Annotated in this window: 28 protein-coding genes; 18 read left to right on the forward strand and 10 right to left on the reverse strand. The window is 65.3% G+C overall.

Going from position 1 to position 22,196, the window contains the following annotated elements:
• Window positions 1–77: 77 nt before the first annotated feature.
• Window positions 78–302, reverse strand: a complete 225-nt coding sequence (locus X268_RS21020; protein WP_128926678.1) for a hypothetical protein — start codon at window positions 300–302, stop codon at window positions 78–80.
• A 164-nt stretch (window positions 303–466) separates the two neighbouring features.
• Between X268_RS21020 and X268_RS21025 the strand changes: the two genes are divergently transcribed.
• From X268_RS21025 to X268_RS21040, 4 genes are all read left to right on the forward strand, one after another.
• Window positions 467–871 carry a hypothetical protein gene (locus X268_RS21025; RefSeq protein ID WP_128926679.1) on the forward strand — a complete coding sequence of 135 codons (405 nt, stop codon included), beginning with the start codon at window positions 467–469 and terminating at the stop codon, window positions 869–871.
• Between the two features lie 96 nt (window positions 872–967).
• Window positions 968–1,558 (forward strand): bifunctional transcriptional activator/DNA repair enzyme AdaA, encoded by a 591-nt coding sequence (locus X268_RS21030; RefSeq protein WP_128926680.1) that lies wholly within the window; start codon window positions 968–970, stop codon window positions 1,556–1,558.
• A 10-nt stretch (window positions 1,559–1,568) separates the two neighbouring features.
• Window positions 1,569–2,039 carry a PaaI family thioesterase gene (locus tag X268_RS21035; RefSeq protein WP_128926681.1) on the forward strand — a complete coding sequence of 157 codons (471 nt, stop codon included), beginning with the start codon at window positions 1,569–1,571 and terminating at the stop codon, window positions 2,037–2,039.
• Between the two features lie 115 nt (window positions 2,040–2,154).
• Window positions 2,155–2,487, forward strand: coding sequence for a hypothetical protein (locus tag X268_RS21040; RefSeq protein ID WP_128926682.1), 333 nt, complete (start codon window positions 2,155–2,157; stop codon window positions 2,485–2,487).
• Between the two features lie 77 nt (window positions 2,488–2,564).
• On the opposite strand, the gene X268_RS21045 is transcribed toward X268_RS21040, so the two are convergent.
• The 4 genes from X268_RS21045 to X268_RS21060 all read right to left on the reverse strand — a co-directional run bounded on the left by X268_RS21045 (window position 2,565) and on the right by X268_RS21060 (window position 7,576).
• Window positions 2,565–2,921: a carboxymuconolactone decarboxylase family protein gene (locus X268_RS21045; RefSeq protein ID WP_128926683.1), complete on the reverse strand. Its 357-nt coding sequence runs from the start codon at window positions 2,919–2,921 to the stop codon at window positions 2,565–2,567.
• A 10-nt stretch (window positions 2,922–2,931) separates the two neighbouring features.
• Window positions 2,932–6,156 carry an efflux RND transporter permease subunit gene (locus X268_RS21050; RefSeq protein ID WP_128926684.1) on the reverse strand — a complete coding sequence of 1,075 codons (3,225 nt, stop codon included), beginning with the start codon at window positions 6,154–6,156 and terminating at the stop codon, window positions 2,932–2,934.
• Entirely contained in the window at window positions 6,153–7,148 is a 996-nt protein-coding gene (locus X268_RS21055) for an efflux RND transporter periplasmic adaptor subunit (protein WP_245477588.1), read from the reverse strand. The genes X268_RS21050 and X268_RS21055 overlap by 4 nt, the downstream gene beginning before the upstream one ends.
• Before the next feature lie 128 nt (window positions 7,149–7,276).
• Window positions 7,277–7,576, reverse strand: a complete 300-nt coding sequence (locus X268_RS21060) for an ArsR/SmtB family transcription factor (RefSeq protein ID WP_208764385.1) — start codon at window positions 7,574–7,576, stop codon at window positions 7,277–7,279.
• A gap of 114 nt (window positions 7,577–7,690) precedes the next feature.
• Here X268_RS21060 and X268_RS21065 point away from each other — a divergent pair, with 114 nt between their 5' ends.
• The 5 genes from X268_RS21065 to X268_RS21085 all read left to right on the forward strand — a co-directional run bounded on the left by X268_RS21065 (window position 7,691) and on the right by X268_RS21085 (window position 12,455).
• On the forward strand, window positions 7,691–8,977 hold the full coding sequence (locus X268_RS21065; protein WP_128926687.1) for an NAD(P)/FAD-dependent oxidoreductase: 1,287 nt from the start codon (window positions 7,691–7,693) through the stop codon (window positions 8,975–8,977).
• On the forward strand, window positions 8,974–9,417 hold the full coding sequence (trxC, locus tag X268_RS21070; RefSeq protein WP_128926688.1) for a thioredoxin TrxC: 444 nt from the start codon (window positions 8,974–8,976) through the stop codon (window positions 9,415–9,417). The genes X268_RS21065 and trxC overlap by 4 nt, the downstream gene beginning before the upstream one ends.
• A 24-nt stretch (window positions 9,418–9,441) precedes the next feature.
• Window positions 9,442–9,645 (forward strand): YgaP family membrane protein, encoded by a 204-nt coding sequence (locus X268_RS21075; RefSeq protein WP_028181089.1) that lies wholly within the window; start codon window positions 9,442–9,444, stop codon window positions 9,643–9,645.
• A gap of 39 nt (window positions 9,646–9,684) precedes the next feature.
• On the forward strand, window positions 9,685–11,124 hold the full coding sequence (ccoG, locus tag X268_RS21080) for a cytochrome c oxidase accessory protein CcoG (protein WP_128926689.1): 1,440 nt from the start codon (window positions 9,685–9,687) through the stop codon (window positions 11,122–11,124).
• Window positions 11,125–11,285: 161 nt separating this feature from the next.
• Window positions 11,286–12,455: a GNAT family N-acetyltransferase gene (locus tag X268_RS21085; RefSeq protein ID WP_128926690.1), complete on the forward strand. Its 1,170-nt coding sequence runs from the start codon at window positions 11,286–11,288 to the stop codon at window positions 12,453–12,455.
• Between the two features lie 6 nt (window positions 12,456–12,461).
• On the opposite strand, the gene X268_RS21090 is transcribed toward X268_RS21085, so the two are convergent.
• Both X268_RS21090 and X268_RS21095 read right to left on the reverse strand, forming a co-directional pair.
• On the reverse strand, window positions 12,462–13,127 hold the full coding sequence (locus tag X268_RS21090) for a DsbA family oxidoreductase (protein ID WP_128926691.1): 666 nt from the start codon (window positions 13,125–13,127) through the stop codon (window positions 12,462–12,464).
• A gap of 67 nt (window positions 13,128–13,194) precedes the next feature.
• On the reverse strand, window positions 13,195–14,016 hold the full coding sequence (locus tag X268_RS21095) for a helix-turn-helix domain-containing protein (protein ID WP_128926692.1): 822 nt from the start codon (window positions 14,014–14,016) through the stop codon (window positions 13,195–13,197).
• 101 nt (window positions 14,017–14,117) lie between these two features.
• On the opposite strand from X268_RS21095, the gene X268_RS21100 reads away from it, so the two are divergent.
• The gene (locus X268_RS21100; RefSeq protein WP_208764386.1) at window positions 14,118–14,348 is read left to right on the forward strand and encodes a hypothetical protein; all 231 of its coding nucleotides are present in this window, start codon (window positions 14,118–14,120) and stop codon (window positions 14,346–14,348) included.
• A gap of 37 nt (window positions 14,349–14,385) precedes the next feature.
• Window positions 14,386–14,784 carry a hypothetical protein gene (locus tag X268_RS21105; RefSeq protein ID WP_128926694.1) on the forward strand — a complete coding sequence of 133 codons (399 nt, stop codon included), beginning with the start codon at window positions 14,386–14,388 and terminating at the stop codon, window positions 14,782–14,784.
• A 143-nt stretch (window positions 14,785–14,927) separates the two neighbouring features.
• On the opposite strand, the gene X268_RS21110 is transcribed toward X268_RS21105, so the two are convergent.
• Entirely contained in the window at window positions 14,928–15,491 is a 564-nt protein-coding gene (locus X268_RS21110; protein WP_128926695.1) for an SET domain-containing protein, read from the reverse strand.
• Between the two features lie 163 nt (window positions 15,492–15,654).
• On the opposite strand from X268_RS21110, the gene X268_RS21115 reads away from it, so the two are divergent.
• On the forward strand, window positions 15,655–16,260 hold the full coding sequence (locus tag X268_RS21115) for a hypothetical protein (RefSeq protein WP_128929338.1): 606 nt from the start codon (window positions 15,655–15,657) through the stop codon (window positions 16,258–16,260).
• Window positions 16,261–16,270: 10 nt separating this feature from the next.
• On the opposite strand, the gene X268_RS21120 is transcribed toward X268_RS21115, so the two are convergent.
• Window positions 16,271–16,900 (reverse strand): DUF6321 domain-containing protein, encoded by a 630-nt coding sequence (locus tag X268_RS21120; protein ID WP_128926696.1) that lies wholly within the window; start codon window positions 16,898–16,900, stop codon window positions 16,271–16,273.
• Window positions 16,901–16,948: 48 nt separating this feature from the next.
• Complete coding sequence (locus X268_RS21125; RefSeq protein ID WP_128926697.1) at window positions 16,949–17,680, reverse strand: TetR/AcrR family transcriptional regulator; 732 nt, start codon at window positions 17,678–17,680, stop codon at window positions 16,949–16,951.
• A gap of 102 nt (window positions 17,681–17,782) precedes the next feature.
• Here X268_RS21125 and X268_RS21130 point away from each other — a divergent pair, with 102 nt between their 5' ends.
• From X268_RS21130 to X268_RS21155, 6 genes are all read left to right on the forward strand, one after another.
• Window positions 17,783–19,180 (forward strand): carotenoid oxygenase family protein, encoded by a 1,398-nt coding sequence (locus X268_RS21130; protein WP_128926698.1) that lies wholly within the window; start codon window positions 17,783–17,785, stop codon window positions 19,178–19,180.
• Window positions 19,181–19,314: 134 nt separating this feature from the next.
• Entirely contained in the window at window positions 19,315–19,572 is a 258-nt protein-coding gene (locus X268_RS21135; protein ID WP_430648234.1) for a hypothetical protein, read from the forward strand.
• Window positions 19,573–19,647: 75 nt separating this feature from the next.
• Window positions 19,648–20,223 (forward strand): hypothetical protein, encoded by a 576-nt coding sequence (locus X268_RS21140; RefSeq protein ID WP_128926700.1) that lies wholly within the window; start codon window positions 19,648–19,650, stop codon window positions 20,221–20,223.
• 12 nt (window positions 20,224–20,235) lie between these two features.
• On the forward strand, window positions 20,236–20,790 hold the full coding sequence (locus tag X268_RS21145) for an inner membrane-spanning protein YciB (protein WP_128926701.1): 555 nt from the start codon (window positions 20,236–20,238) through the stop codon (window positions 20,788–20,790).
• A gap of 95 nt (window positions 20,791–20,885) precedes the next feature.
• A complete protein-coding gene (locus tag X268_RS21150; RefSeq protein ID WP_036013050.1) occupies window positions 20,886–21,182 on the forward strand; it encodes a hypothetical protein in 297 nt (98 codons plus the stop codon).
• Window positions 21,183–21,197: 15 nt separating this feature from the next.
• A complete protein-coding gene (locus X268_RS21155) occupies window positions 21,198–22,121 on the forward strand; it encodes an SH3 domain-containing protein (RefSeq protein ID WP_128926702.1) in 924 nt (307 codons plus the stop codon).
• Window positions 22,122–22,196: the final 75 nt, after the last annotated feature.

A 22,196-nucleotide genomic window follows, 5' to 3' on the forward strand; every position in this document is an offset into this window, starting at 1 on the left:
CGATGACCGCACCTCGGGCGGGTGCACCGTGAGACCGCGGGCGCGGAATTCGAAGACCGAGCCGAAGCCCGGCTCTTCTATTTCGGCTTTTTGGCCGGCTCGCTCGGACGGGCTCCGCCCCAGGGGTCGTACTTGTCCTTGGGCTCGGGAATGCGCTCGAGCGCAGCCTTATAGGCTTTCTCGTCGATCTTGGGCTGGTTGTCCGCCGGTTTGCCCGCGTCAGCGGGTTGCCGCCGGCTCTGCGCCTGCGCCGAGGCAGCCGTCAACGCCAGCACGGCGGCCGCAATGACCAAAATCCTCATTGGTGCAATCCCCTTCCTCTGGGGTGCAAACTAGCCCGCCATCGCGGAATAGCAAATACCGCGGGTTCCAAGACTGGGGCGGAGACTTCAGCAAATCTTGATCGGCAAGGGCTTCGCCGGACCGCATTCGTGCCTATCTGTTCGCCCGCAGGGGATCCTCAGGGATGTTACGGATTGTCGCTCATGCGGCGCTGCTCGCCGGCGCGTTCGCGCTTGGTGCCTGCGGCTTTGCCGACAGCCGCGCACCGGTGCCTGACTTCATGCGCATCAAGGAGGCCGAGCAGCCGCCGCCCGAAGCGCCTCCGGATGTCAAACGGGTGGTGCGCGAGCAGATCGACGTCGTCTTCCTCACCACCTCCTATCCGCGCGAGGTGCACGTCGCCCCGCCTCATCGCGAGGTGCGAGGGCCGGGCTGGACCGCATGCGTCCGCGCACAGCTCACTTCCGCAACCGGCTCCTCGCTCGGCGCCCAGACCTACATCGTGACGATCAATGGCGGAAAGGTCGTGGACCGCCGGCGGGCGGAGGCTGACGACATCTGCGGGACCGAGACTTACGAGCCGATCTAGCGCGGCCGCGGCGATGAGGGTCTCGCCCGGTCGTTTTCGGACGCCATCATCGCATCGGACTCGCACTGCAAGAATGTGGACGCTATAGCGGGCTCCATGCTCGACTTCGACACTCAGTACGACGCCCTTCGCCGCCGCGACGTCACGTTGGACGGCGTGATATTCGTCGCGGTGAAAACAACGGGCATCTATTGTCGTCCCGTCTGCCCCGCGCGCACGCCGCTCGCCCGCAACGTAACCTTCTATCGCAGCGCAGCCGCGGCCGAACATGCCAGCTTCCGTCCTTGTCTGAGATGCCGCCCGGAAACAGCGCCGTTCTGTCCTGCATGGAAAGGCTCCAGGACAACGGTCGAACGCGCGCTCGCCCTCATCGAGAACGGAGAGCTCGACCACGGCGGCGTGGAGCGGCTGGCTGAACAGTTGGGAGTCGGTGCGCGGCACCTGGCGCGCCTGTTCGTGCGACATCTCGATGCCTCTCCACTGCAAGTGGCGCTGTCGGTCCGAGTGCGGCGCGCCAGGCGCCTGCTTGATGCAAGCGATCTTCCGATGGCCGCCGTCGCCGAACGCTCCGGCTTTTCGAGCGCACACCGCATGAGCACCGCATTCGCGCGACTGTACGGACGTCCGCCGTCGACCTTCCGGAAAAAGGCCGACGCTTCGCAACTCCGACACAGGTGGGTGCGATGAGGAGAGTCAGATGATCACGAAGAGACATGGAACGGTCGACGCCGAACGACAGAAGCGGATGAGCGGGCTGGAGTTCGTCCAGGGCCTTGCCGCCGGAACCCTGCCCCTCAACACGATCGCGCAGACCCTCGGCTATGACGTGGTGGAGGCCGAGAACGGCCGTGTCGTCGTCGCGCTGGTGCCGACCAGCGCTCACCTCAACCCGGCAGGTACGGTGCACGGTGGTCTCACGGCGACCTTGCTCGACAGTTGCATGGGCCTGGCGGTCCAGTCGACCCTCGACAAGGGGATCGGCCAGACCACGATCGAGTTCAAGATTTCGCTCCTGCGCCCCATCACACCGGAGACCGGCCTAATTACGGCCGAAGGCAAGGTTCTGAACTGCGGACGTCGCATCGGAACAGCCGACGGACGTGTGACAGATGCACAGGGCCGATTGCTCGCTCACGGCACGACCACGTGCCTGATTTTCCCGACTTGAGATTTCGGGAACAGCCTCTGCAAAGCCGAAGGTTCCGGGAAAAACCAGCATCGCGGCCGGGAACGATCACCGCTTCCCCTTCTTGTTACGGCCGAGGGCAGTTTCGGAGGAGGACATGATGAAGACATTTGCGATTGCGCTGTTGGCGGGCGTGGGTGCCTTGGCAGCCGTGTCGGGGGCGAAGGCTTCCGATATCTATGCGACCAGCGAGTACAGCAATCCGGATCTGGTTCAGCAGGTTCGGCTGGTCTGCGACGAGGACGGCCGTTGCTATCGCACGCGCAGCGGTTCGCGCGTGATCGTGCGCGATTCCTATAACTACATGCCGCGCGAACGCTATTACGAGCGTCGTACCTATCATCGCGATTGGGACGACGGGCCGCGCGCAGGCGTCGGTATTCGCGCGCCTGGCGTCAGCGTCGGCGTGGGCGTCGACGATCGCTGGTAATCGAAAAGGCTTGACGGTTGGGACCGGCCGAGACGACTCGCCGGTCCCGTTCGTTTGATCCTATCAGGCGACCGCCGTTATCCGGCGGCCGATTGCTGCTGGAACTGTTCGTACGCCGCAATCGCATCGGCCGCGTACATCAGTGACGGCCCGCCGCCCATGTAGACGGCCATGCCGAGCGTTTCTTCGATCTCTTCGCGTGTCGCACCGAGCTTGACCAGCGCTTCGGTGTGAAAGCCGATGCAGCCGTCGCAATGCGCCGCGACGCCGAGCGCCAGCGCCATCAGCTCCTTGGTCTTCTTGTCCAGCGCGCCGTCACGCGTCGCGGCCTGGGCGAGTGCGGAAAATCCCTTCATGGTGTCGGGAATGTCGCTTCGCAGCTTCTTCAGGTTGGCCGAGATGTTCCTGGTGATGTCGACGTAGTTCTTGTCCATCGGACCCTCGTTAGCTGGATTTGGCTGTGGTCGGAGTCGCCTCGCGCGGGGCGCGCAAGGCGATATATATCGCGGGAATGACCAGCACGGTGAGCAGCGTTGACGAGGCAAGCCCGAACAGGAGCGAGATCGCCAATCCCTGGAAGATCGGATCGAGCAGGATGGTCGCAGCCCCGATCATCGCCGCAAGCGCGGTGAGCAGGATCGGCTTGAAGCGGACCGCGCCGGCTTCCAGCACCACCTCGCGAAGCGACTTGCGGTCTCCACCGCTGTGCCTGATGAAATCGACCAGCAGGATCGAGTTGCGCACGATGATGCCGGCCAGCGCGATGAAGCCGATCATCGAGGTCGCGGTGAACGGCGCACCCAGCAGCCAGTGCCCGATCAGGATGCCGATCAACGTCAGCGGAATCGGCGTCAGGATCACGAGCGGCAAACGGAAGCTCCTGAACTGGGCGACGACCAGCACGTAGATGCCGAGGATGGCCGCACCGAAGGCGGCGCCCATGTCGCGAAAGGTCACCCAGGTAATCTCCCACTCGCCGTCCCACAGCAGCGTAGGCCGCGACTCGTCCGATGGTTGGCCGTGCAGGCTGATCGCTGGCTTCGGCAGCCTGCCCCAGTCATGGGCATCCACACGATCGGCAACTGCGAGCATTCCGTAAAGCGGTGCCTCGAAGCGCCCGGCAAGCTCGGCCATCACCATGTCGGCGAAGCGACCGTCACGGCGGAAGATGGTAGGCGAGCCCTCCTCCATGGTCGCCTTCACGACCTGGCCGAGTTCGACCACCGTCTTGCTGCCGGGCAACGTGTTGGCCGGCACCGGCGTCGAGGCCAGCGCCTCGTCCCAGACCAGATTACGCTTTCCAAGATGCACCGCGATCTCGATCGGGTTGCGGTCCTCGCCACGATGCGAGTAGCCGATCGATATCCCACCGAACAGCGCCTGGATGGTGTCGTAGACGTCGCGCTGCTCGACGCCGAAGAATTGGAGCCGGTCCTGGTCGATCGAGAGCCGCAGCCGCGGCCGCTTCTCGCCGATGGAATCGTCGATGTCGACGATGAACGGCACTTCGGCAAACACCTTCTTGAGCTCGGCCGTGACCGCACGGCGCGTGGTCGCATCGGGACCGTAGACCTCGGCGAGCAGCGTCGAAAGCACCGGCGGCCCGGGCGGCACCTCGACCACCTTGATGCTGGTGCCCGCGGGCGGATCGAGCGCCTTCAGCTTCTCGCGCAGCTCGAGCGCGATCTCATGGCTCGCCCGCTTGCGCTCACCGCGCGCAGCCAAGTTGACCTGCACCTCGCCGAGCTCGGGCCTCTGGCGCAAGTAATAGTGACGCACCAGGCCGTTGAAATTGAAAGGCGCCGGCGTGCCGGCATAGGATTGCAGCGAGGTGACCTCCGGCAATCGCCGTGCGATCGCGGCCGCCTCGAACAGGGTGCGCTCGGTCGCCTCCAGGCTCGCGCCTTCCGGCAGGTCGACGACCACGGCGATCTCGGACTTGTTGTCGAACGGCAGAAGCTTGACCGTCACCGACTTGGTTGCAAACAGCGTCATCGACAGCAGCGTCGCGATGCCGACGCCGAGCAGGAATATCCAGGCCGACCGCTTGCTCCGCACGATCGGCGTGGCGAAGCGCCGATAGAGCCGGCCGAGCCGGCCTTCATCGTGGGCCGCATGCGCCGAGACGACCTCGCCCCTCGGTGCCAGCTTGAGCATCAGCCAAGGCGCGACCACCATCGCAACGAAGAACGAGAACAGCATGGCCGCCGACGCATTGGCCGGGATCGGGGCCATATAGGGGCCCATCAGGCCCGACACGAACAGCATCGGCAGCAGCGCGGCGACCACGGTCAATGTCGCGACGATGGTGGGGTTGCCGACCTCCGCCACCGCCTCGATGGTCGCCTGCAGGCGCGGCCGGCCGTCGCGCATGCCCCAGTGCCGCGCGATGTTCTCGACGACGACAATGGCGTCGTCGACGAGAATGCCGATGGAGAAGATCAACGCGAACAGGCTGACGCGGTTGATGGTGTAGCCCATCAGATTGGCAGCAAACATCGTGAGCAGGATCGTCGTGGGAATCACGACGAACGTCACCAGCGCTTCGCGCCAGCCGATCGCGATCGCGATCAGGACGACGATCGAGACGGTCGCAAGGCCGAGGTGGAACAGCAGCTCGTTGGCCTTGTCGTTGGCAGTCTCGCCGTAGTCGCGGGTCAACGTCACCTGGATATCCCCAGGGATCAGGCGCGACTTCAGGTCTTCGAGGCGCCTCGCGATGTTCTCGGACACGACGACGGCATTGGCACCGGCCCGCTTGGCCAGCGCCAGGCTGACGGCGGGCGTACGCGCCCACTGCCCGACAGGGTCGCGGGAATCGGTCCAGACGCGATGCTCGATGGTGCTTGGACCAACGACGACGGAGGCAACATCCTTGACATACACCGGCCGGCCGTCGCGGCTCGTGATTAGCAACAGCCCGATGTCGGGAATGCCGGACAGCGTCTGCCCCGCCGCGACGTTCCGCACGATGCCGGCATCGCGGACTTGCCCGGCCAGGAACGAGCGATTGGCGTCCTTCACCTTGGCCACGAGCTGCTGCAGCGTGATACCGAACAGCGACAGCTTCTCCGGATCGGGCTCGACCCGGATCTGTTGCGCCGCGCCGCCGGAGATGTAGGTCAGGCCGATGTCGTCGACCTTCATCAGCTCCGCCCGCAGCTTGTCGGCGAGCTCGTAGAGATCCTTGTCGGTCCAGCGGCTGGCGGCCTCCGGCTTGGGCGATAGCGTCAGCACCGTCACCGCAACGTCATTGATGCCCCGGCCGACGATGAGCGGCTCGGGGATGCCGACAGGAATGCGGTCGAGATTGGCGCGGATCTTTTCGTGGACCCGCAGGATGGCATCCTCGAACTTGGTGCCGACCAGGAAACGCGCGGTGACCATCACGCGGTCGTCCTCGGTCTGGCTGTAGACATGCTCGACGCCGTCGATGCCCTTGACGATCGATTCTAGCGGCTTTCTCACCAGCTCGACCGCGTCGGGCGCGCGCAGGCCGTCGGCGTTGACGCGGATATCGACCATGGGGACGCTGATCTGCGGCTCCTCCTCGCGCGGGATCACCACGACGGCGATCAGCCCCACGACGAGCGCCCCGAGCAGGAATAGCGGCGTAAGCGGTGATGCGATGGTCGACTTGGTCAACCGTCCGGACAGCCCGAGATTCACGGCCGCACCAATTGGTCATCGGCCCGGATGCCCGACAGGATCTCGAGGCCGTCGGGAAGCGAGGGCGTCGGCATCTCGCGGCCGCGCTGCACCGGCACGTCGATCGTCTCGCCGCCTTTCCGGAGCTGGACGTAGTCGATGCCGAAACGGGTGGTCACATAGCTCGCAGGGATGACGAAGGCCGGCCGCGCCCCGCCGGCGATCCAGACCCGCAAGCGATCGCCGACGAAATACTCGCCGAGCCCCTCGACGGTCGCGTCCGCAATGACGCGCCCCTCCTCGATCTGGGGATAGACGAGGTCGATGACGCCCGACTTGGCGGCTTCGCCGACGAACTCAGCGCCGTCGACGCGAATCCTGTCCCCCGGCTTGAGCCAGCGCGCATGCCGCTCCGGCACGCGAAGCCGCAGCTTGAAATTCTGCTGGGCGACGGTAACGATCGGATCGCCGGCAAGCACCACGGATCCCACGGTGATGAGCCTCTTCAGCACGCGGCCATCCGCCGGCGCCAGCACCTGCCCCTGGTTGAGCTGCTCGTTGATCACCGCACGTTCGGCAGTCTTGGCACGCAGGCCGTTCTCGGCGACGTTCAGCGCGGTGCGCTGCTCGTCGAGCTTGACCCGTGGCAGGATACCGCGCTCGACCAGCCCTTCGGTCCGGGTGAAGTCGAGCTGCGCCTGATTCGCCTGCGCCTGCAGCGCCTCGATCTGCGCGTCGAGCGATTTCATCTGCAGCACGAGCTTGTCGTCGCCGATGGTCGCGATCGCCTGGCCGGCGGCAACGCGATCACCTTCCCTGACCTTGAGCTGAGCCACGGTGCCGCCGATGCGTCCGCGCGCCGGCACCACGCTGATGCTTTCAACTGTGGCGAATACCGCCTTTTCGTCTGCGATCGATTGCGGCGTGACGACGAGCGTCTCGGCCGCGGTCGCAGGTGTTCCAGACAGGCCGGTCGCCGCGAACGCGGCCAGCAAGCCCAAATATCTCGCCATACATCGCATGGAACGATTCCGTGTCATGATCAAAGCATCACCATGCCGCTGGGCGGCTCATTTCATCTGCGGGAGAATAGGGCGCGTTGATCCTGCTCAAGGCACCCTCCCCCAAGCGCTCCTAGGTTTCATTTGGTCCTCGCGGAGTTCGGCGCGCAGAATGCCTGGTACAGCGTCTTCAGCACCTCGCGCGCCGGCTCGCTGGCGATCGAATAGAAGACCGTCTGTGCCTCACGCCGAGCGGACACCAGGCCATCCTTGCGAAGGAGCGCAAGATGTTGCGACACCGTGGAGTCCCGCAGGTTCAGGAACTCAGCGAGTTCGCCAACCGAGTGCTCGCCATCGATCAGCTGGCAGATGATCAGCAGGCGATGTCGATTGGCGAGCGCCTTCAGCAGCTCACTCGCCTGATCCGCCGCCCGCTCCATGATCTCAGAATTTATATTCATACTTGCGTATATATGAAATTACGAATATATAGTCAAGCACTGCACGACGGCGGACCTGAACCGGCGGAGCAGCCTGGTCCAACGGAGGTACCCATGGCGGAAGTTGTAATTATCGGAGCCGGTCTGAGCGGAACGCTGATGGCCTATGAATTGCTGCCCCAGTTGAGAAAGGACGATCGCCTCAGCGTCATCTCGCAAGGCGCCGTCTATCATTTCGTCCCATCAAATCCCTGGGTCGCGGTCGGGTGGCGCAAGCGCGAAGAGATCGAGATCGATCTCGCGGACGTGATGAAGCGCAAGGGAGTGCGGCTGTTGACGCAGGGCGCAAAGCGCGTCCACCCGACCGAGAACCGGATCGAGCTCGGCGACGGCACGTCGATCGACTACGACTATCTGGTCGTCGCGACCGGCCCTGAACTTGCATTCGACGAAATCCCCGGCCTCGGGCCGCAGGGTCATACCCAGTCGATCTGCCACGTCGATCACGCCGCGCACGCTCGTGAAGCCTTCGAGAAGCTCGCGGCCAATCCCGGCCCGGTCGTGATCGGAGCTGTTCAGGGCGCCTCCTGCTTCGGCCCGGCCTACGAATTCCTCTTCATCCTGGAAACCGAGCTGCGCCGGCGCAAGCTGCGCGACCGGGTTCCGATGACCTTCGTCACCTCGGAGCCCTATATCGGCCACCTCGGTCTCGACGGCGTCGGGGACACCAAGGGTCTGCTGGAAAGCGAGATGCGCGAGAAGCACATCAAGTGGATCACCAACGCCCGCGTCGACAATGTCGCCCCCGGCATGATGACGGTGGAGGAGTTTTCCGACGACGGCATGTCCCGCAAGGCTCATGAGCTGCCATTCGTCTACTCCATGATGTTGCCCGCCTTTCGCGGCGTCGAGGCGGTGCGCGGCATCGAGAAGCTGACCAACCCGCGCGGCTTCCTCGTGGTCGACAAGCATCAGCAGAACCCCGCCTTCCCCAACGTGTTTGCGGTCGGTGTCTGCGTGGCGATCGCGCCGGTTGGCGCAACGCCGGTGCCGGTCGGCGTCCCCAAGACCGGCTTCATGATCGAATCCATGGTGACGGCGACCGCGATCAACATCGGCGCGCTGCTCCGTGGCAAGGCGACGACGGCGCAGCCGACCTGGAATGCGATCTGCCTCGCCGATTTCGGCGACTCCGGGGTCGCCTTCCTGGCGCAGCCGCAGATCCCGCCGCGCAACGTCAATTGGTCCTCCAAGGGCGAATGGGTGCACTTCGCCAAGGTCGCCTTCGAGAAATACTTCCTGCGCAAGATGCGGCGCGGCGAGAGCGAGCCGTTCTACGAGCGCTTCCTGCTCGACAGGCTCAATATCGCCAAGATCAAGGAGGTCCGAACCGGCACATGAGCACGACACGCCAGATCGTCTGCGGACGCTGCGGCCGCATCAACCGCCTGCCCGCCGAGCGCGCAGCGGAAGGTGCGCGCTGCGGCGCCTGCCACCAGCCGATGTTCACCGGCCAACCGATCGAGGTGGACGAAGCAGCGTTCGGTCGCCATGTCGCCAGCAGCGATATTCCCGTGCTCGTCGACGTCTGGGCGCCATGGTGCGGCCCCTGCCGCGCCATGGCACCGATGTTCGAGCGCGCGGCGCAGCAGCTCGAGCCCGCCGTGCGGCTCTTGAAGCTGAATTCGGACAACGCACCCGCATTGTCGTCGCGGCTCAACATCAGCGGCATTCCGACGCTGCTGCTGATGCGTGGCGGCCGCGAGATCGCCCGCCAGTCCGGCGCGATGGATACGCGCAGCATCGTCGCCTGGACCGAAGCCAACCTGACCCGTTCGTAGCGTTACAAGCAAAAGGAGCCTGCCATGAATGTCGACAAAGCCGTTCTCGCGTTCGCGGGATTCGTCGTCCTGCTCGGTCTCGCACTGGGCACCTATGTGAATGCGTATTGGTACCTGCTGACGGCCTTTGCCGGCCTGAACATGTTGCAGGCCTCGTTCACGGGCTTCTGCCCGGCAGCCATCGTGTTCAGGAAGCTCGGCCTGAGCAGCGGCTGCGCGTTCTCCTGAACGCGCGCCGATGCAGTTTGTGATGCAGGGGAATTTGCCATGACCGACGACACCTTCATCGAGGGGCCTCTCTACGAGAAGCGCAGGAAGGTCTATCCGCAGTCGGTCCACGGGCCGTTCCGCCGCATCAAATGGACGATCCTCTGCGTCACGCTCGGGATCTATTATCTCCTGCCGTTCGTGCGCTGGAATCGCGGGCACGGCCTGCCCGACCAGGCCGTGCTGATCGACTTGCCGCATCGGCGCTTCTACTTCTTCTTCATCGAATTATGGCCGCAGGAGGTCTACTACTTCACCGGCCTGCTCATCGTCGCGGCGATGACGCTGTTCCTGATGAACGCAGTCGCGGGACGATTGTGGTGTGGCTATTTGTGCCCGCAGACGGTGTGGACCGACCTGTTCTACGCCGTCGAACGCTGGGTCGAAGGCGACCGGCGCGAGCGCATGCAAGGCGACAAGCGCTACTGGACTTTCGGCCACATTCGAAAGGTCGCGCTGAAGCACTTTCTCTGGATCATGATCGCCTGGTGGACCGGCGGCGCCTGGGTGCTCTACTTCGACGATGCGCCGACATTGGTGAAGGAGCTCGCCACCTTTCAGGCCCCGTTCATCGCCTATCTCTGGATCGGCATTCTCACCGCCACGACCTACGTCTTCGCCGGCCACGCCCGCGAGCAGATGTGCATCTACATGTGCCCCTGGCCGCGCATCCAGGCGGCCCTGACCGACGAATGGGCGCTCAACGTCACCTATCGCCGCGCCCGCGGCGAGCCGCGCATGTCGGTGAAGAAAGCGGACGCCGCCCGCGCCCAGGGCGATCTCGCCGGCGACTGCGTCGACTGCCACCAGTGCATCAATGTCTGTCCGACCGGCGTCGACATCCGCCACGGCATCCAGCTCGGCTGCATCCAGTGCGGCCTGTGCATCGACGCCTGCGACAACGTCATGCAGGAGATCGGCCGGCCCAAGGGCCTGATCGGCTACGACACCGACATCAACATGCAGCGCCGGCGCGAGGGCAAGCCCCCCCTCTATCGCATCGTCCGCCCGCGCACGCTGATCTACACGGCAGCGATCGCGATCGTCGGAAGCATCATGCTCTACACGCTCGCCACGCGCGCGACCATGGACGTCAACGTGCTGCACGAGCGCAATCCGCTGTTCGTTCAGCTCTCGGATGGCGGCGTGCGCAACGACTATACAGTGCGCATTCTCAACAAGAGCGTACAGCGATCGTTCGCGCTGGAGCTCTCGGGCCTGCCGGGCGCACCCCTCCGCGTCGCCGGCGTCGAGGCGGGCCCCGACGGCAAGCCGGTCATCGAGGTCGGGCAGGATCAGACCCGCGAGGTCAGGCTGTCGATTCAGGTCGGCCGAGCCGACCTGCCGAAGACCTCGCGCGACATCGACATTGCCATCACCGATATCGCGGGAGGCGGACGGGCGAGCGCGCGCGACCATTTCGTACCGGGCGAGCAATAGCGCCCGCGTTGGGACCAGCCGGCGGCCAGGCTCCGGATGGTCAACGAGACGTTAACACGACCGCTCGAATTGAAGCAGGGTCCCAACGGTATCTTCCATTCTTTGCGCTAAGGATGGCCGCGAAACACGGGCTCAGCCCGCGTGAGTGGGGACGACGGGACGTGGCCGACATCGCGCAGCAGGCGGCGATCAATCCGGCATCGGCAAGCAATGCCGGAGCTGCGCGCGCGCGCGTCCAACTCGCGGCGATCGACTCCGGCCAGTGGCGCGCCCTCGCGCAGCGGGCGATTGAGCCGAACGGATATTACCTGCCCGCCTGGGAACTCGCCGTCAGCGCCTCCGCGCGCGGCCGCACCAAAGCCTCTGCTTTGGCTGCATTCGACGGCTCCTCGCCGCGGCTGATCGGGCTAATGCCGGTGATCTCGCTATGGCGGGCCTGGAAGATTCCCCTGCCCGCTCTGGTGAGCGCGCATCCCTACGGCACGCTGTGCAGCCCGCTGATCGCCCGCGATGCCCCGATCGAGGCCGCCACGCAATTGTTGCGGCAGGCGCGTCGGGCCGGCGCGCGTGCGCTCGTGCTGAACGACGTCGCGCTCGACGGCGCCGCGATGAAGGCGCTCAAGCAGGTCCTGAACCGCGACGGCCTGAAGCCGCGCGTGCTTTCCTCCTACATCCGTGCCAGCCTCGATGCGACGCAGGACGACGAAACGCTGCTGCGCGACGCGCTCGGCGCCAAGAAGCTCAAGGAGCTGCGCCGCCAGCGTCATCGGCTCGAAGAGCATGGTCCTGTTACATTCGAGGTCGCACGCCGGCCCGACGAGATCGGGCCCGCCCTCGAAACTTTCCTGCAGCTCGAAGCCAGCGGCTGGAAAGGCAAGCGCGGCACCGCGCTGGTCCAGCATGCAGGCGATGCGGCCTTCATTCGCCGCGCTGTGCCGGCGCTGGCGGAGACCGCGCAGTGCGAGATCATCACGCTTCGCGCCGACGCGACGCCGATTGCTGCCGGCATCGTGCTGCGCCATCAGGATCGCGCCTTCTTCTTCAAGCTCGGCATCGACGAGCGCTTTGCAAGATATTCGCCGGGCGTGCAGCTCACGCTCGATCTCACCCGTCATCTCTGCGCCGACCCCGCCATCGCCAGCGCGGATTCCACCGCAAGCGCCGACCACCCCATGATCAACCCGATCTGGCGGGGGCGCTTTGCGATCGGCGATGTGCTGATCCCGCTCCGGCGGAACGATCCGATCGTAGCGCTGGTGCATGGCACGTTGCTCGGCCTCAACGCCGCGCACGAGACCGCGCGCGGGGTGGTTCGCCGGCTTCGCAAATGAGCGACGCTACTCCGCCGCCTGCGCGTTGATCTCCTCAGAGACCTGGCGGATGGCGCGCGCGAGCAGGTTCGGGTCCTGCGCGCCGGAGACGGCGTATTTCTGCGCGAACACATAGGTCGGCACGCCGGAGATGCCCTTCTCGGCGGCCTCCTGCGCATCCGCCGAGACGCGCGCGACGTCCTCCTCGGTGGCGAGGCGCTTGCGCACGTCCTCGACATCGAGACCGATATCGGCGGCCGCCTGCACCAGCACGTTCACATCGGTCAGATCGCCGCCGTCGCGGAAATAGAGCTCCATCAGGCGCTGCTTCATCTCGGGCGCCTTGCCGATCGCGTCCGCCCACAGGATGAGGCGATGGCAGTCGGTCGTGTTGGGCTGGCGCGCGACCAGCTCCGGCTTATAGACGAGGCCCTCCTCGCTGGCGGCCGCGACGACGCGCCCGGCAATGCCCTTGTAGGCCTCGACCGAGCCGAACTTCTGGGTGAGATAGGCCTCGCGGCTGATGCCCTCGCGCGGCACCCAGGGATTGAGGAAGAACGGGCGGAAGTTGAGCTTGACCGGAACGTCCGGGACGAGCGCCAGCGCGCTCTCGATCCGGTGCTTGCCGATATAGCACCAGGGGCACACCACATCGGAGACGACGTCGATCTGGAGCGGTTTCAGCGTGCTCATGTCAGGCGCCTCCTTGGCGGCAAAGGTTGGCCCAAAGATAAGCCGACCCCGCCCCGAGGCAAGGGCGCTATGTCATGGCTGCCGCGATCTGCTTCAGCCGTTGGGCGGTGCGCTCGTCCGCCGGGAAGAAGGTCTCCAGCGCCAGCTCCGACAGGGTGATGTCGACCGGCGTGCCGAACACCATGGTGGTGGAGAAGAAGCTCAGGATCTCGCCCTCGTGGCGCAGCTTGAAGGGGATGGCGACGTTATCGCTCGACAGCGGCCCCGCGCGCGCCGGAATCGGGTAGCTCTTGAGATCGCCATAGAGCTTGATCAACTCGGGATCGGCCGTCGCCTCGCATTGCCGGTGCAGCCGCTCCAGCAGGTGCCCGCACCACTCCGCGAGATTGACCGTGCGCCATGCCAGCGCCTCGGGGTGAAAGGCGAGCCGTAGCACGTTGAAGGGCTGGCCGAGCAGATGCGGCGGAATCCCGTCGAGCAGCGGCGCCACCATGCGGTTGGCCGACACCAGATTCCAGTGCCTGTCCACCGCGAGCGCGGGATTGGGTTCATGCGCCCTGAGCACGAGGTCGATCGCCTGGCGGGCTGATTTCAAGGCGGGATCCTCCAGCGGGCGCTGCTGGAATGCCGGCGCATAGCCGGCGGCCACCAGCAGCACGTTGCGTTCGCGCAAGGGCACGTCCAGCCGCTCGGCGAGCCGCAGCACCATGTCGCGCGAGGGCGCGGCGCGGCCGGTCTCGACGAAGCTCAGATGACGCGCCGAGATCTCGGCCTCACCCGCGAGATCGAGCTGGCTCATGCGGCGGCGCTGCCGCCATTCGCGCAAATGGTCGCCGATATGGACCGGCTGGCTGCGTTCGGTACGTGCCGTGGATGCATGTGCGTTCATGAGCAGAAACCTATCACGCAGATTTCGGCCCTTCCATTACCAGCGAGGTAATCGAATTGGCCCGCGGGCCGGCGCATCTTCGGCTGCAACAGGAGATGACCATGATCGCGCTGCTGCTCTACCGGACCGTCGCCGACCACCTTGTTCCCTGGGCCATGACGCTCGCGACCCGGCTGCTGGCGCGCAGCCTCAACATGCCGGAGCCGCTGGTGCATTCGACCGGCGATTACGTGGTCGCACAGGTCATCGCCTTCGAGCACGGCGTCGGCAGAAGCCTCTGTCCGTTCCGCCTGGCCCGCCTGCTCCGCGCATGGTGGCGCGGACGGCACTGAGTTTCACCCCGAGCCCACCCAACCACGGAGACCCCCGATGATCGATGCTTCCACGTTCCTGCGCCGCGCGCTGCTCGCCGATGCCGTCTTCAGCGGCGTCGCCGCTCTCGGCTTCAGCTTCGGCGCCAGCGCATTCGCGACGCTGTTCAATCTGCCCGAAGCGCTGTTGCGCGAGACCGGGCTGTTCCTGATCGCCTATACCGCCCTGGTCGGCTGGCTCGCCTCCCGCGCCACGGTGGCGAAACCGCTGGTCCTGCTGGTCGTGATCGGCAATGCGGCCTGGACCGTCGGCAGCATCGCGCTGCTGCTCTCCGGCGCGGTGTCGCCGAATATCGCCGGCGAGCTGATGGTCGTCGCGCAGGCGATCGCCACCGGCGTGTTTGCCGAGCTGCAATATGTGGGATTGCGGAAGAGTGCGGGTGTCGTGGCGGCGTGAGACCAAATCCGCTGCTGTCGTCGCCCGGTTTAGCCGGGCGACCCAATATTCCAGAGGCAGTAAACGTATGCGAAGAAGCCGCGGCGTACTGCATGCCCCGCCTTCGCGGGGCATGACGGCGGGGCTAGAGGCCTAAGCGCGGGCTACGCCCGCGCGCGACCGTTGGCCTTGCCGACGGCGTGACCGTTGAGCTTCCTCTTTTTGGCGGCCTTGTTTGACGGACTCGTGGCTCCCGCCTTCTTGGCCTTCCGGGCCTTCGCCTTGGCGGCTTCCGCCCGCGCCTCGGCACGCAGCTTCTTGCGCTTCTTCTCGCAGGAGTCGCATTTGCAACCGATCGGCTTCAGATAGGCTTTGAAATAGTCGGTGCCGTAATCGTAGTTGATCTCGTCGCCCGGCTCGATGTTCTTGATGGCGCGGATGAAGACCTTGCGCTCGCGCGGGCGAACGTCGGATTCGGCGTTGGGCCGGCAGGAATGGTTGATGTAGCGGGCGAGGTTCTTGCGAACCGAGCCGTCGATGGTCCAGCGGCCGTTGAGCTCGAACAGATATTTGTTCTCGATCTCGTCGTGCTCGGGAATGCGCGAGTCCAGGATCGGTCCGAAATAGCGGATGATCCGGGTGCCCTTCTTGATCGGCTTGGTGGCGAAAAGGCCGAGCCCGGTCTTGGAGCGGCCGACGCGATAGGGGTTGTTTGAGATGGCTGGCATGATCAAGCGAAGGAGGACGCGAACGAGGCAGGAAGAGCCCAAGCGAAGCCGCTCTTCTAGAACGATTCCGCGCCGCTGTCAGGTCTATCCCGCCCCAGTTTGAACCTTGCCCACAATGAAGACGTCTGATGCAAGGAAGTTCCAATACCGTCAAAGCCTCATGATGAACCACATCGCCAGCATAGGCCTCGCCGTCTTGATGATTTGCATCGGCCTGCACAGCGCCGCCGCTCAATCCGTAGGCAGCACCTACACCTCGACGGCGGCAAAGGACTGCCGCCAGATCGGCAAGCCCAGCGAGCTCGACGGCAGCACCACGCGGGTATGCAAGGGCAAGGACGGGCTCGTGGTGCTGATCGCGGAGGACGATCTTCGCGAAATCGTCTCGGTCGGCCGCAATCGCAGGGCTGCCGCCGAGGAACCGGCGGCCAAGGTCTGGTTCGCACCGTTCAATTCATCGGAGACCACGATCGAATGGCGCGCGGCCGGCACAAAGCCGTTCGCGATCATCCAGCGCTGGCACATCGCCGACAACAGCGATCCCGACAAGCAGGGCCGGCCGAACACCAAGGCCATGCTGGTCGTGACCCGGCTACCGCCCGGCCCGGTCTGCCACGTCGCCTATGTCGATGCGATCGCCAATACCACCGCCAACGAGCTTGCGCGCAAGGCCGCGGACGATTTCGCCCGCAGCTTCATTTGCGGCAAGGACGAGGTGAAGATCATCGGCACGCGCGGCCGCGCCGTCGAGCTGGCGACGATGCGGTAGGTCCTCTGCGCTACCGGCTCGCCTTGCTGCGGCGGTAGCGCGCTAGCAGCCGCTCCCCCTTCGCGGCAATACGCCGAGCGGCAGCCACCGTCTTCGGAACGGGCTCGCCCCAGGCATGTGCGGATAATGCGTGCCGGGTTGGCCGGCCCTTGGCATCGACCAGCGGCGGCAGTTTCGCGCGACCATAGAAGCGCACGGCCCAGCTGCCCTTCCGCCGCATCTCCTGCGGGGTCATCTCAGACTCTCTCTTTGTGACGCCCGGGCGCAAATGGGCACCCTGCTTGCGCGCAAACGCGTTGCGGCCCGCTGCGGTCAGGCCGCCGCGCGGACCCTTTTCGCGCGCCGACGCGCTGCGCTTACGCGACGACTTGGCCGTCTTCTTTGCGGTGCGCTTGCGGGTCTTCTTTGCAGATGTCTTCGCCGACTTTGCCTTTGACAGTTTCGACTTCGAGGTCTTCTTCTTGGAGGTCTTCTTCGCTGCCATGCGCATGTTGTCCACGAGGTTGGGATAGCGGCGGCCGGCGCGACGGGCGCGCGCCTTGGCGGCCGATTTCTGCGCAAGACTGAGATGCTTGGAGGATTTTCCGGCCCGCTTGCGGGGGTTTGACCGTTTCCAGGGAGCGCGGGGTGTTCTTGCCATGCGGCGTCAACGCCTGATCACGGCAAGGGTTGCGTCGCTTCGCAACGATCAGGCGCCGGGCGGCTTCACCGCGATCGGCGCCGTCAGCATCGCCTCGAGCAGCCGCTCGGCCGTCGTCCCCTCGGGCAGCCGCCCGAGAATGTCCTCGAGCCGTCCGTCGAGCAGAAGCGTGGTGAAGCCGTGCACCATCGACCAGGCGCGCGCGATCGCGGCGCCCTGGTTCAGCGTCAGCGCGTCGCCGCTGATCTGCTCCTGCCGCATCATGCCGACGGCATTGGCAAGGCCCGCGAAGGAGGCCTCGGCGGCCTCGTGCAGCGACGGCCTGGAATAGTCGAGCCGCTCGGTGCGGAACATGATGCCGTACATGCCGGGATGGGCTTGCGCATAGGCGACATAGGCTTTCGGCCGCGCCAGCGCGCGGTCGAGCAGCGTGGTGGCGGCGTCGCATGACGACGCCATCGCCGCGTTGAATTGGCGAAAGCCGACCGCCGCGAGTTCGCTGAGGAGACCGGTGAGATCACCGAAATGATGAGTCGGTGCGGCATGTGAGACGCCGGCCTCGCGCGCCACCGCACGCAACGTGAGCCCGGCGAGGCCGTCGCGCTCAAGCACGCGCTCGGCGGCCTGGAGCAGCGCCTCGCGCAAGGCGCCGTGATGATACGGCGTCTCGGTCTTCGCGCTCGTCGGGCGGCGTGAGCTGCGCGATGCCGCGGTCGATGTCGTTCGTCTGGAGGCGCGCGAGCCTCGCGCCGTTTCGGTCTTGGTGTCGGTCTTGGCCATTTGCAAGCTATATGACGCAATATTGACAGTGTAAAGATTTCACTTGACCGGAATGACGATCGGCGCTATCTGATCTTTACGATGTAAAGATGGGAGGATGCCGTGCAGCACGACGCCACCGCCGAGCGCCGCAACAATATCGCGCCAATCCCGTTCGAAGCGGACGCAGCGTTCCCGACGATCATCGGTGAGTTGCCGCGCGATCTGAACGGCACGCTCTATCGCAACGGTCCCAATCCGCAGTTCGCTTCGCCCGGCGCGCATTGGTTCGTCGGCGACGGCATGCTGCACGCTTTCCATCTCGAGAACGGCCGCGCCAGCTACCGCAACCGCTGGATCCGCACGCCGAAATGGCTGGCCGAGCACGATGCCGGCCGCGCCTTGTTCGGAGGCTTCGGCCGCAAGCTGCCGGATGCTCCGGCTGATCTCACCGACGGCGGCGTCGCCAACACCAACATCATCTTCCATGCCGGCAAGCTGCTCGCGCTGGAAGAGGCGCATCTGCCGACCGAGATCGAGCCGGGCACGCTGGCGACGCGCGGCTATCACAACTATCAGGGCCGCATCGCCGGCAGCTTCACCGCGCATCCGAAGGTCGATCCCGTCACCGGCGAGCTCGTGTTCTTCGGCTACAACGCTGCAGGTCCGTTGACCCCTGCCCTCTCCTACGGATCGATCGACGCCTCCGGCAAGGCGATGCGCTTCGAGCGGTTCGAGGCACCCTATGCCAGCATGGTGCACGACTTCATCGTCACCGCGAACCATGTGCTGTTTCCGATCCTGCCGATATTAGGCAGCATGGAGCGCGCAATGAGCGGACGGCCGCCCTACGCCTGGGAGCCGGACAAGGGCGCCTATGTCGGCGTCATGAAGCGCAGCGGCAGCACGAAGGACATCGTCTGGTTCCGTGCCGAGGCCTGCTACGTCTTTCACGTCATGAATGCGTGGGAGGACGAGAACCGCATCATCGCCGACGTCATGCAGTTCGAGGAAGCACCGCTGTTTCCGCATCCCGACGGACGGCCGACCGATCCGGAGAAGTCGCGCGCACGCCACTGCCGCTGGACATTCGATCTCGCAGGCAATACCGACCGCTTCCAGCAGACTTACCTCGACGATCTCACCGGCGAATTTCCGCGTATCGACGACCGTCGCGCCGGGCTGAGAAGCCGTCACGGCTGGTACGCCTGCGCCAATCCAAAGCTGCCGATGTTCGGCGCACTCTCCGGCGTCGTCCATGTCGACGGCAACGGCAGGCGGCTCGGCCACTATCTGCTGCCCGCCGGCGATACCATCTCCGAACCGGTGTTCGTCGAGCGATCGAAGTATGCGGCTGAGGGCGATGGCTGGCTGCTCGCGGTGGTCTGGCGCGCGCGCGAGAACCGCAGCGACCTCGCGGTATTCAACGCCACCGATGTCGAGGCCGGCCCGGTGGCGCTGGTGCAACTCGGCCACCGCGTGCCCGACGGATTTCACGGCAATTGGGTGGGCGCGGCGTAGCGCGCCGGTCATTCCGGGACTCGACGAATTCGCGAGCCCGGAATCCATGTCGCTAGACGTGTTGCCGCCCGATGGATTCCGGGCTCGCGCTGACGCGCATCCCGCAATGACGGACAGAGGAGTTTTCCATGCACATGCCTTCGATCACCGCAGTCTGTCTCGTCATCTTCGCTCTGGCCTGCGCCGCTCTCGCCGTCCTGACGATCCGGCTCCAGCGCAGCAGACAGGCCGTTTTCAACGGCGGCGTCCTGCTCGCAATGGCCTTTGCCGTCGCGGCCGCGCTCCCGATCCTGTCGCGCCTGCCATGGGCGGAATTGGCCGAGGAGGCCTCTGATCAAGCCCTTGCAGCAATTCAACTTTTACATGCCGCCTACGTCATTTTGACACTGTAAAGATTTCGCTTGACCCACCGCCCGTCCCGAGCTAGCTATTTTTACAATGTAAAGATCGGCCTTCCAAAGGCGGCCATGACGATTTTCCTGATCCTCGCGCCCTACGGCGTTTACACCTTCCTGATGCTGGTGGCCTCGGCCGCTTCAAGCGTGTTCGCGGCCTCCGCGATCTGCCTCGCCACCATCGCGATCGATGTCGCGCGTGGACGCTCGGTGAAAACCCTGGCTGCGGGCTCGGCGATCGTGTTCGCCGCGATCGGGCTCTACCTCGTGCTGTTCGATCCGCAGCTCGGCACGCTCGGCGTCAAGCTGTCGGTTGACATCGGCATCTTCGTGATCTCGCTCGGCTCGATGCTGATCCGCCGTCCCTTCACGCTGCAATATGCGCTGGAAGCGGTGCCGGCCGAGACCGCGGCGATGCCAGGCTTTCTCCATGCCAATTACGTCATCACGGGCGCCTGGACCGTGGCCGCGCTGCTGATGGCGGCCGCCAATCTCGTGCTGCTCTACATCCCCGGCCTGCCTCTCTGGTCGAGCCTTGCGGTCGCCTTCGCCGCCCGCAACAGCGCGATTTACTTCACAAAATGGTATCCCGAGTATCGCCAGATCAAGTACGGTACGCCGGCCCGCGCATTGCCCGACGCCCGCTGAACAGGATTGACGATGAAGGACGTATTCGCCCGCCTCGCCTCCGATCTCTTCTCCGCCATCCTCTTCCTGGTCATCTACCTCGTCACCGACAACGTCATCCTGGCGACATCGGTGGCAGTTGCCGGCGCGATCGCGCAGGTGATCTACGCCCGCGTCAAGGGCCAGAAGCTCAACTACATGACCTATGCGAGCCTCGCCCTGGTCGTTGGCCTCGGCGCGATCACGCTGCTGACCAATGATCCCCGCTTCATGATGGCCAAGCCTTCGATCGCGCATTTCGCGATCGGCCTCATCATGCTCAAGCGCGGCTGGATGCTGCGCTACATGCCGCCGATCGTCACCGAAACCGTTCCGGAATATGTGACGGCCGCAGGCTATGCCTGGGCAGCGCTGATGTTCGTGATCGGCGCCGGCATGATCGTGGTCGCCTCCACGGGCGATCTGAAGCTGTGGGCGTTCTATCTCACGGTGGTCGCCGGCGGCGCCAAGATCCTCGCCTTTGCCGTGCAATACGTCGTTCTCAGGCTCATCGTCACCAGCCGCCGGCGCGCCGCCGCCCGCGCTTAAATGCCCTATCGAGGCAGCTGCGAGTTGGGTTATAGGCTCGCTCAAGGACTGGCCGCGGATCGTCGCGGTCCGCCGGGATTGTTCGGGAGACGGGAATGGCCGTAGACGGCAACTGGAATCTGACCATGACGACGCCGATGGGCGAGCGCCAAGCAACGCTGAGCCTGAAGGCCGCGGGCGGCACGCTGACGGGCACGCAGGGGGCGGAAGGTAATACCACCGAAATTTTCGACGGCACTGTCTCCGGCGACAACGTCTCCTGGAAGGTCTCGATCGACAAGCCGATGCCGCTCACGCTCGAATTCACCGGCACCGTCTCTGGCGACAGCATCAGTGGCGAGATGGGCATCGGCCCGATGGGCAGCTTCCCGTTCACGGGCGCCCGCGCGTAAGGCCGCGCAGCCATCATGCGCGTGCTCCGTCTCGTCGCGGCAATGTTGCTGCTGTCTGTTGCGACACAAGCGGCGGGCGCGGACGACACCGAACCGGCGTGGCGCGCCAGCGCGCTCGCCATGGTGCCGGCGGGGCATGTCGCTGGCCTCGCCTACCGGACCGAAGGCTCGACCGGCTATCTCGCCGTCTATCCCGCGCCATCGAACGATCCGAAGACTCCGGCCAGCGTGTTCGCTGCGCGTCAGGTCCTCGTCGTCACGCTGACGCCGGACGCAACGCGCGCGGTATCGGCCGAGATCAAGCCGCGAGCCGCGCCGGATCCTGACGACGACGACACCGATTTCGCCAAGCTGCACGCCGAGCTTGCCGCAAGGCGCGCAAGCCTGCCCGAGGGCACCGAGCCCTGCGATCTCGGCGCCTGGTCGATTGACAAGGATCCTGATGGCCTCAACGTGCGCGCCGAGCCTTCGGTGAAAGCGCGCGTGCTCGGCACGCTGCCGCCACCCTATCGGCTGAAGCTCGGTGGCGCCGAGAACACGCCCGAGGGCGGCTGGCTCACCGAATTCCGCATCATCGGCTTCAGGGACGGCTGGTTCCTGATCGAAGGCGCGAAGCCGCCGGGCAAGGACTACGAGGATGAGAAGCGATATCCGCGTAGCGCGCCAAAACCCTATGCGGGACGCGGCTGGGTCGCCTCGAACAAGGTCGGCGCGAGTTACGCCAATGGCGCCACGCGGGCGGGCGGGCTGTTTCAGGCGCCCTTCATCGATGCCAAATGGATGCCGGCCCAACGCCAGCTCGGCGGCCCGATCGACGGCGACGGCGGACCGAAGCGGCTTCTTGCCTGCAGCGGATATTGGGGCCTCGTCGAGAGCCACGACGGCGTCCGCGGCTGGTGGCGCGCGCTGTGCTCCAACCAGGTCACCACCTGCAGTTAGGGTGAACCGAGACTTCGTCGATAACTCGACCTCGTCATACGAGGGCTTGCCGTCTTCGCCAGGGCTTCGCCGGCC

The sequence above is a fragment of the Bradyrhizobium guangxiense genome, assembly GCF_004114915.1.
In the GTDB taxonomy this organism is placed as follows: Bacteria; Pseudomonadota; Alphaproteobacteria; order Rhizobiales; family Xanthobacteraceae; genus Bradyrhizobium; species Bradyrhizobium guangxiense.

Bases quoted from the DNA above. Each gene is read 5' to 3' on its own strand.
- X268_RS21020 (WP_128926678.1), bottom strand. From the start codon at position 302: ATGAGGATTTTGGTCATTGCGGCCGCCGTGCTGGCGTTGACGGCTGCC.
- X268_RS21025 (WP_128926679.1), top strand. From the start codon at position 467: ATGTTACGGATTGTCGCTCATGCGGCGCTGCTCGCCGGCGCGTTCGCG.
- X268_RS21030 (WP_128926680.1), top strand. From the start codon at position 968: ATGCTCGACTTCGACACTCAGTACGACGCCCTTCGCCGCCGCGACGTC.
- X268_RS21035 (WP_128926681.1), top strand. From the start codon at position 1,569: ATGATCACGAAGAGACATGGAACGGTCGACGCCGAACGACAGAAGCGG.
- X268_RS21040 (WP_128926682.1), top strand. From the start codon at position 2,155: ATGATGAAGACATTTGCGATTGCGCTGTTGGCGGGCGTGGGTGCCTTG.
- X268_RS21045 (WP_128926683.1), bottom strand. From the start codon at position 2,921: ATGGACAAGAACTACGTCGACATCACCAGGAACATCTCGGCCAACCTG.
- X268_RS21055 (WP_245477588.1), bottom strand. From the start codon at position 7,148: ATGGCGAGATATTTGGGCTTGCTGGCCGCGTTCGCGGCGACCGGCCTG.
- X268_RS21060 (WP_208764385.1), bottom strand. From the start codon at position 7,576: ATGGAGCGGGCGGCGGATCAGGCGAGTGAGCTGCTGAAGGCGCTCGCC.
- X268_RS21065 (WP_128926687.1), top strand. From the start codon at position 7,691: ATGGCGGAAGTTGTAATTATCGGAGCCGGTCTGAGCGGAACGCTGATG.
- trxC (WP_128926688.1), top strand. From the start codon at position 8,974: ATGAGCACGACACGCCAGATCGTCTGCGGACGCTGCGGCCGCATCAAC.
- X268_RS21075 (WP_028181089.1), top strand. From the start codon at position 9,442: ATGAATGTCGACAAAGCCGTTCTCGCGTTCGCGGGATTCGTCGTCCTG.
- ccoG (WP_128926689.1), top strand. From the start codon at position 9,685: ATGACCGACGACACCTTCATCGAGGGGCCTCTCTACGAGAAGCGCAGG.
- X268_RS21090 (WP_128926691.1), bottom strand. From the start codon at position 13,127: ATGAGCACGCTGAAACCGCTCCAGATCGACGTCGTCTCCGATGTGGTG.
- X268_RS21095 (WP_128926692.1), bottom strand. From the start codon at position 14,016: ATGAACGCACATGCATCCACGGCACGTACCGAACGCAGCCAGCCGGTC.
- X268_RS21100 (WP_208764386.1), top strand. From the start codon at position 14,118: ATGATCGCGCTGCTGCTCTACCGGACCGTCGCCGACCACCTTGTTCCC.
- X268_RS21105 (WP_128926694.1), top strand. From the start codon at position 14,386: ATGATCGATGCTTCCACGTTCCTGCGCCGCGCGCTGCTCGCCGATGCC.
- X268_RS21110 (WP_128926695.1), bottom strand. From the start codon at position 15,491: ATGCCAGCCATCTCAAACAACCCCTATCGCGTCGGCCGCTCCAAGACC.
- X268_RS21115 (WP_128929338.1), top strand. From the start codon at position 15,655: ATGAACCACATCGCCAGCATAGGCCTCGCCGTCTTGATGATTTGCATC.
- X268_RS21120 (WP_128926696.1), bottom strand. From the start codon at position 16,900: ATGGCAAGAACACCCCGCGCTCCCTGGAAACGGTCAAACCCCCGCAAG.
- X268_RS21125 (WP_128926697.1), bottom strand. From the start codon at position 17,680: ATGGCCAAGACCGACACCAAGACCGAAACGGCGCGAGGCTCGCGCGCC.
- X268_RS21135 (WP_430648234.1), top strand. From the start codon at position 19,315: ATGCCTTCGATCACCGCAGTCTGTCTCGTCATCTTCGCTCTGGCCTGC.
- X268_RS21140 (WP_128926700.1), top strand. From the start codon at position 19,648: ATGACGATTTTCCTGATCCTCGCGCCCTACGGCGTTTACACCTTCCTG.
- X268_RS21145 (WP_128926701.1), top strand. From the start codon at position 20,236: ATGAAGGACGTATTCGCCCGCCTCGCCTCCGATCTCTTCTCCGCCATC.
- X268_RS21150 (WP_036013050.1), top strand. From the start codon at position 20,886: ATGGCCGTAGACGGCAACTGGAATCTGACCATGACGACGCCGATGGGC.
- X268_RS21155 (WP_128926702.1), top strand. From the start codon at position 21,198: ATGCGCGTGCTCCGTCTCGTCGCGGCAATGTTGCTGCTGTCTGTTGCG.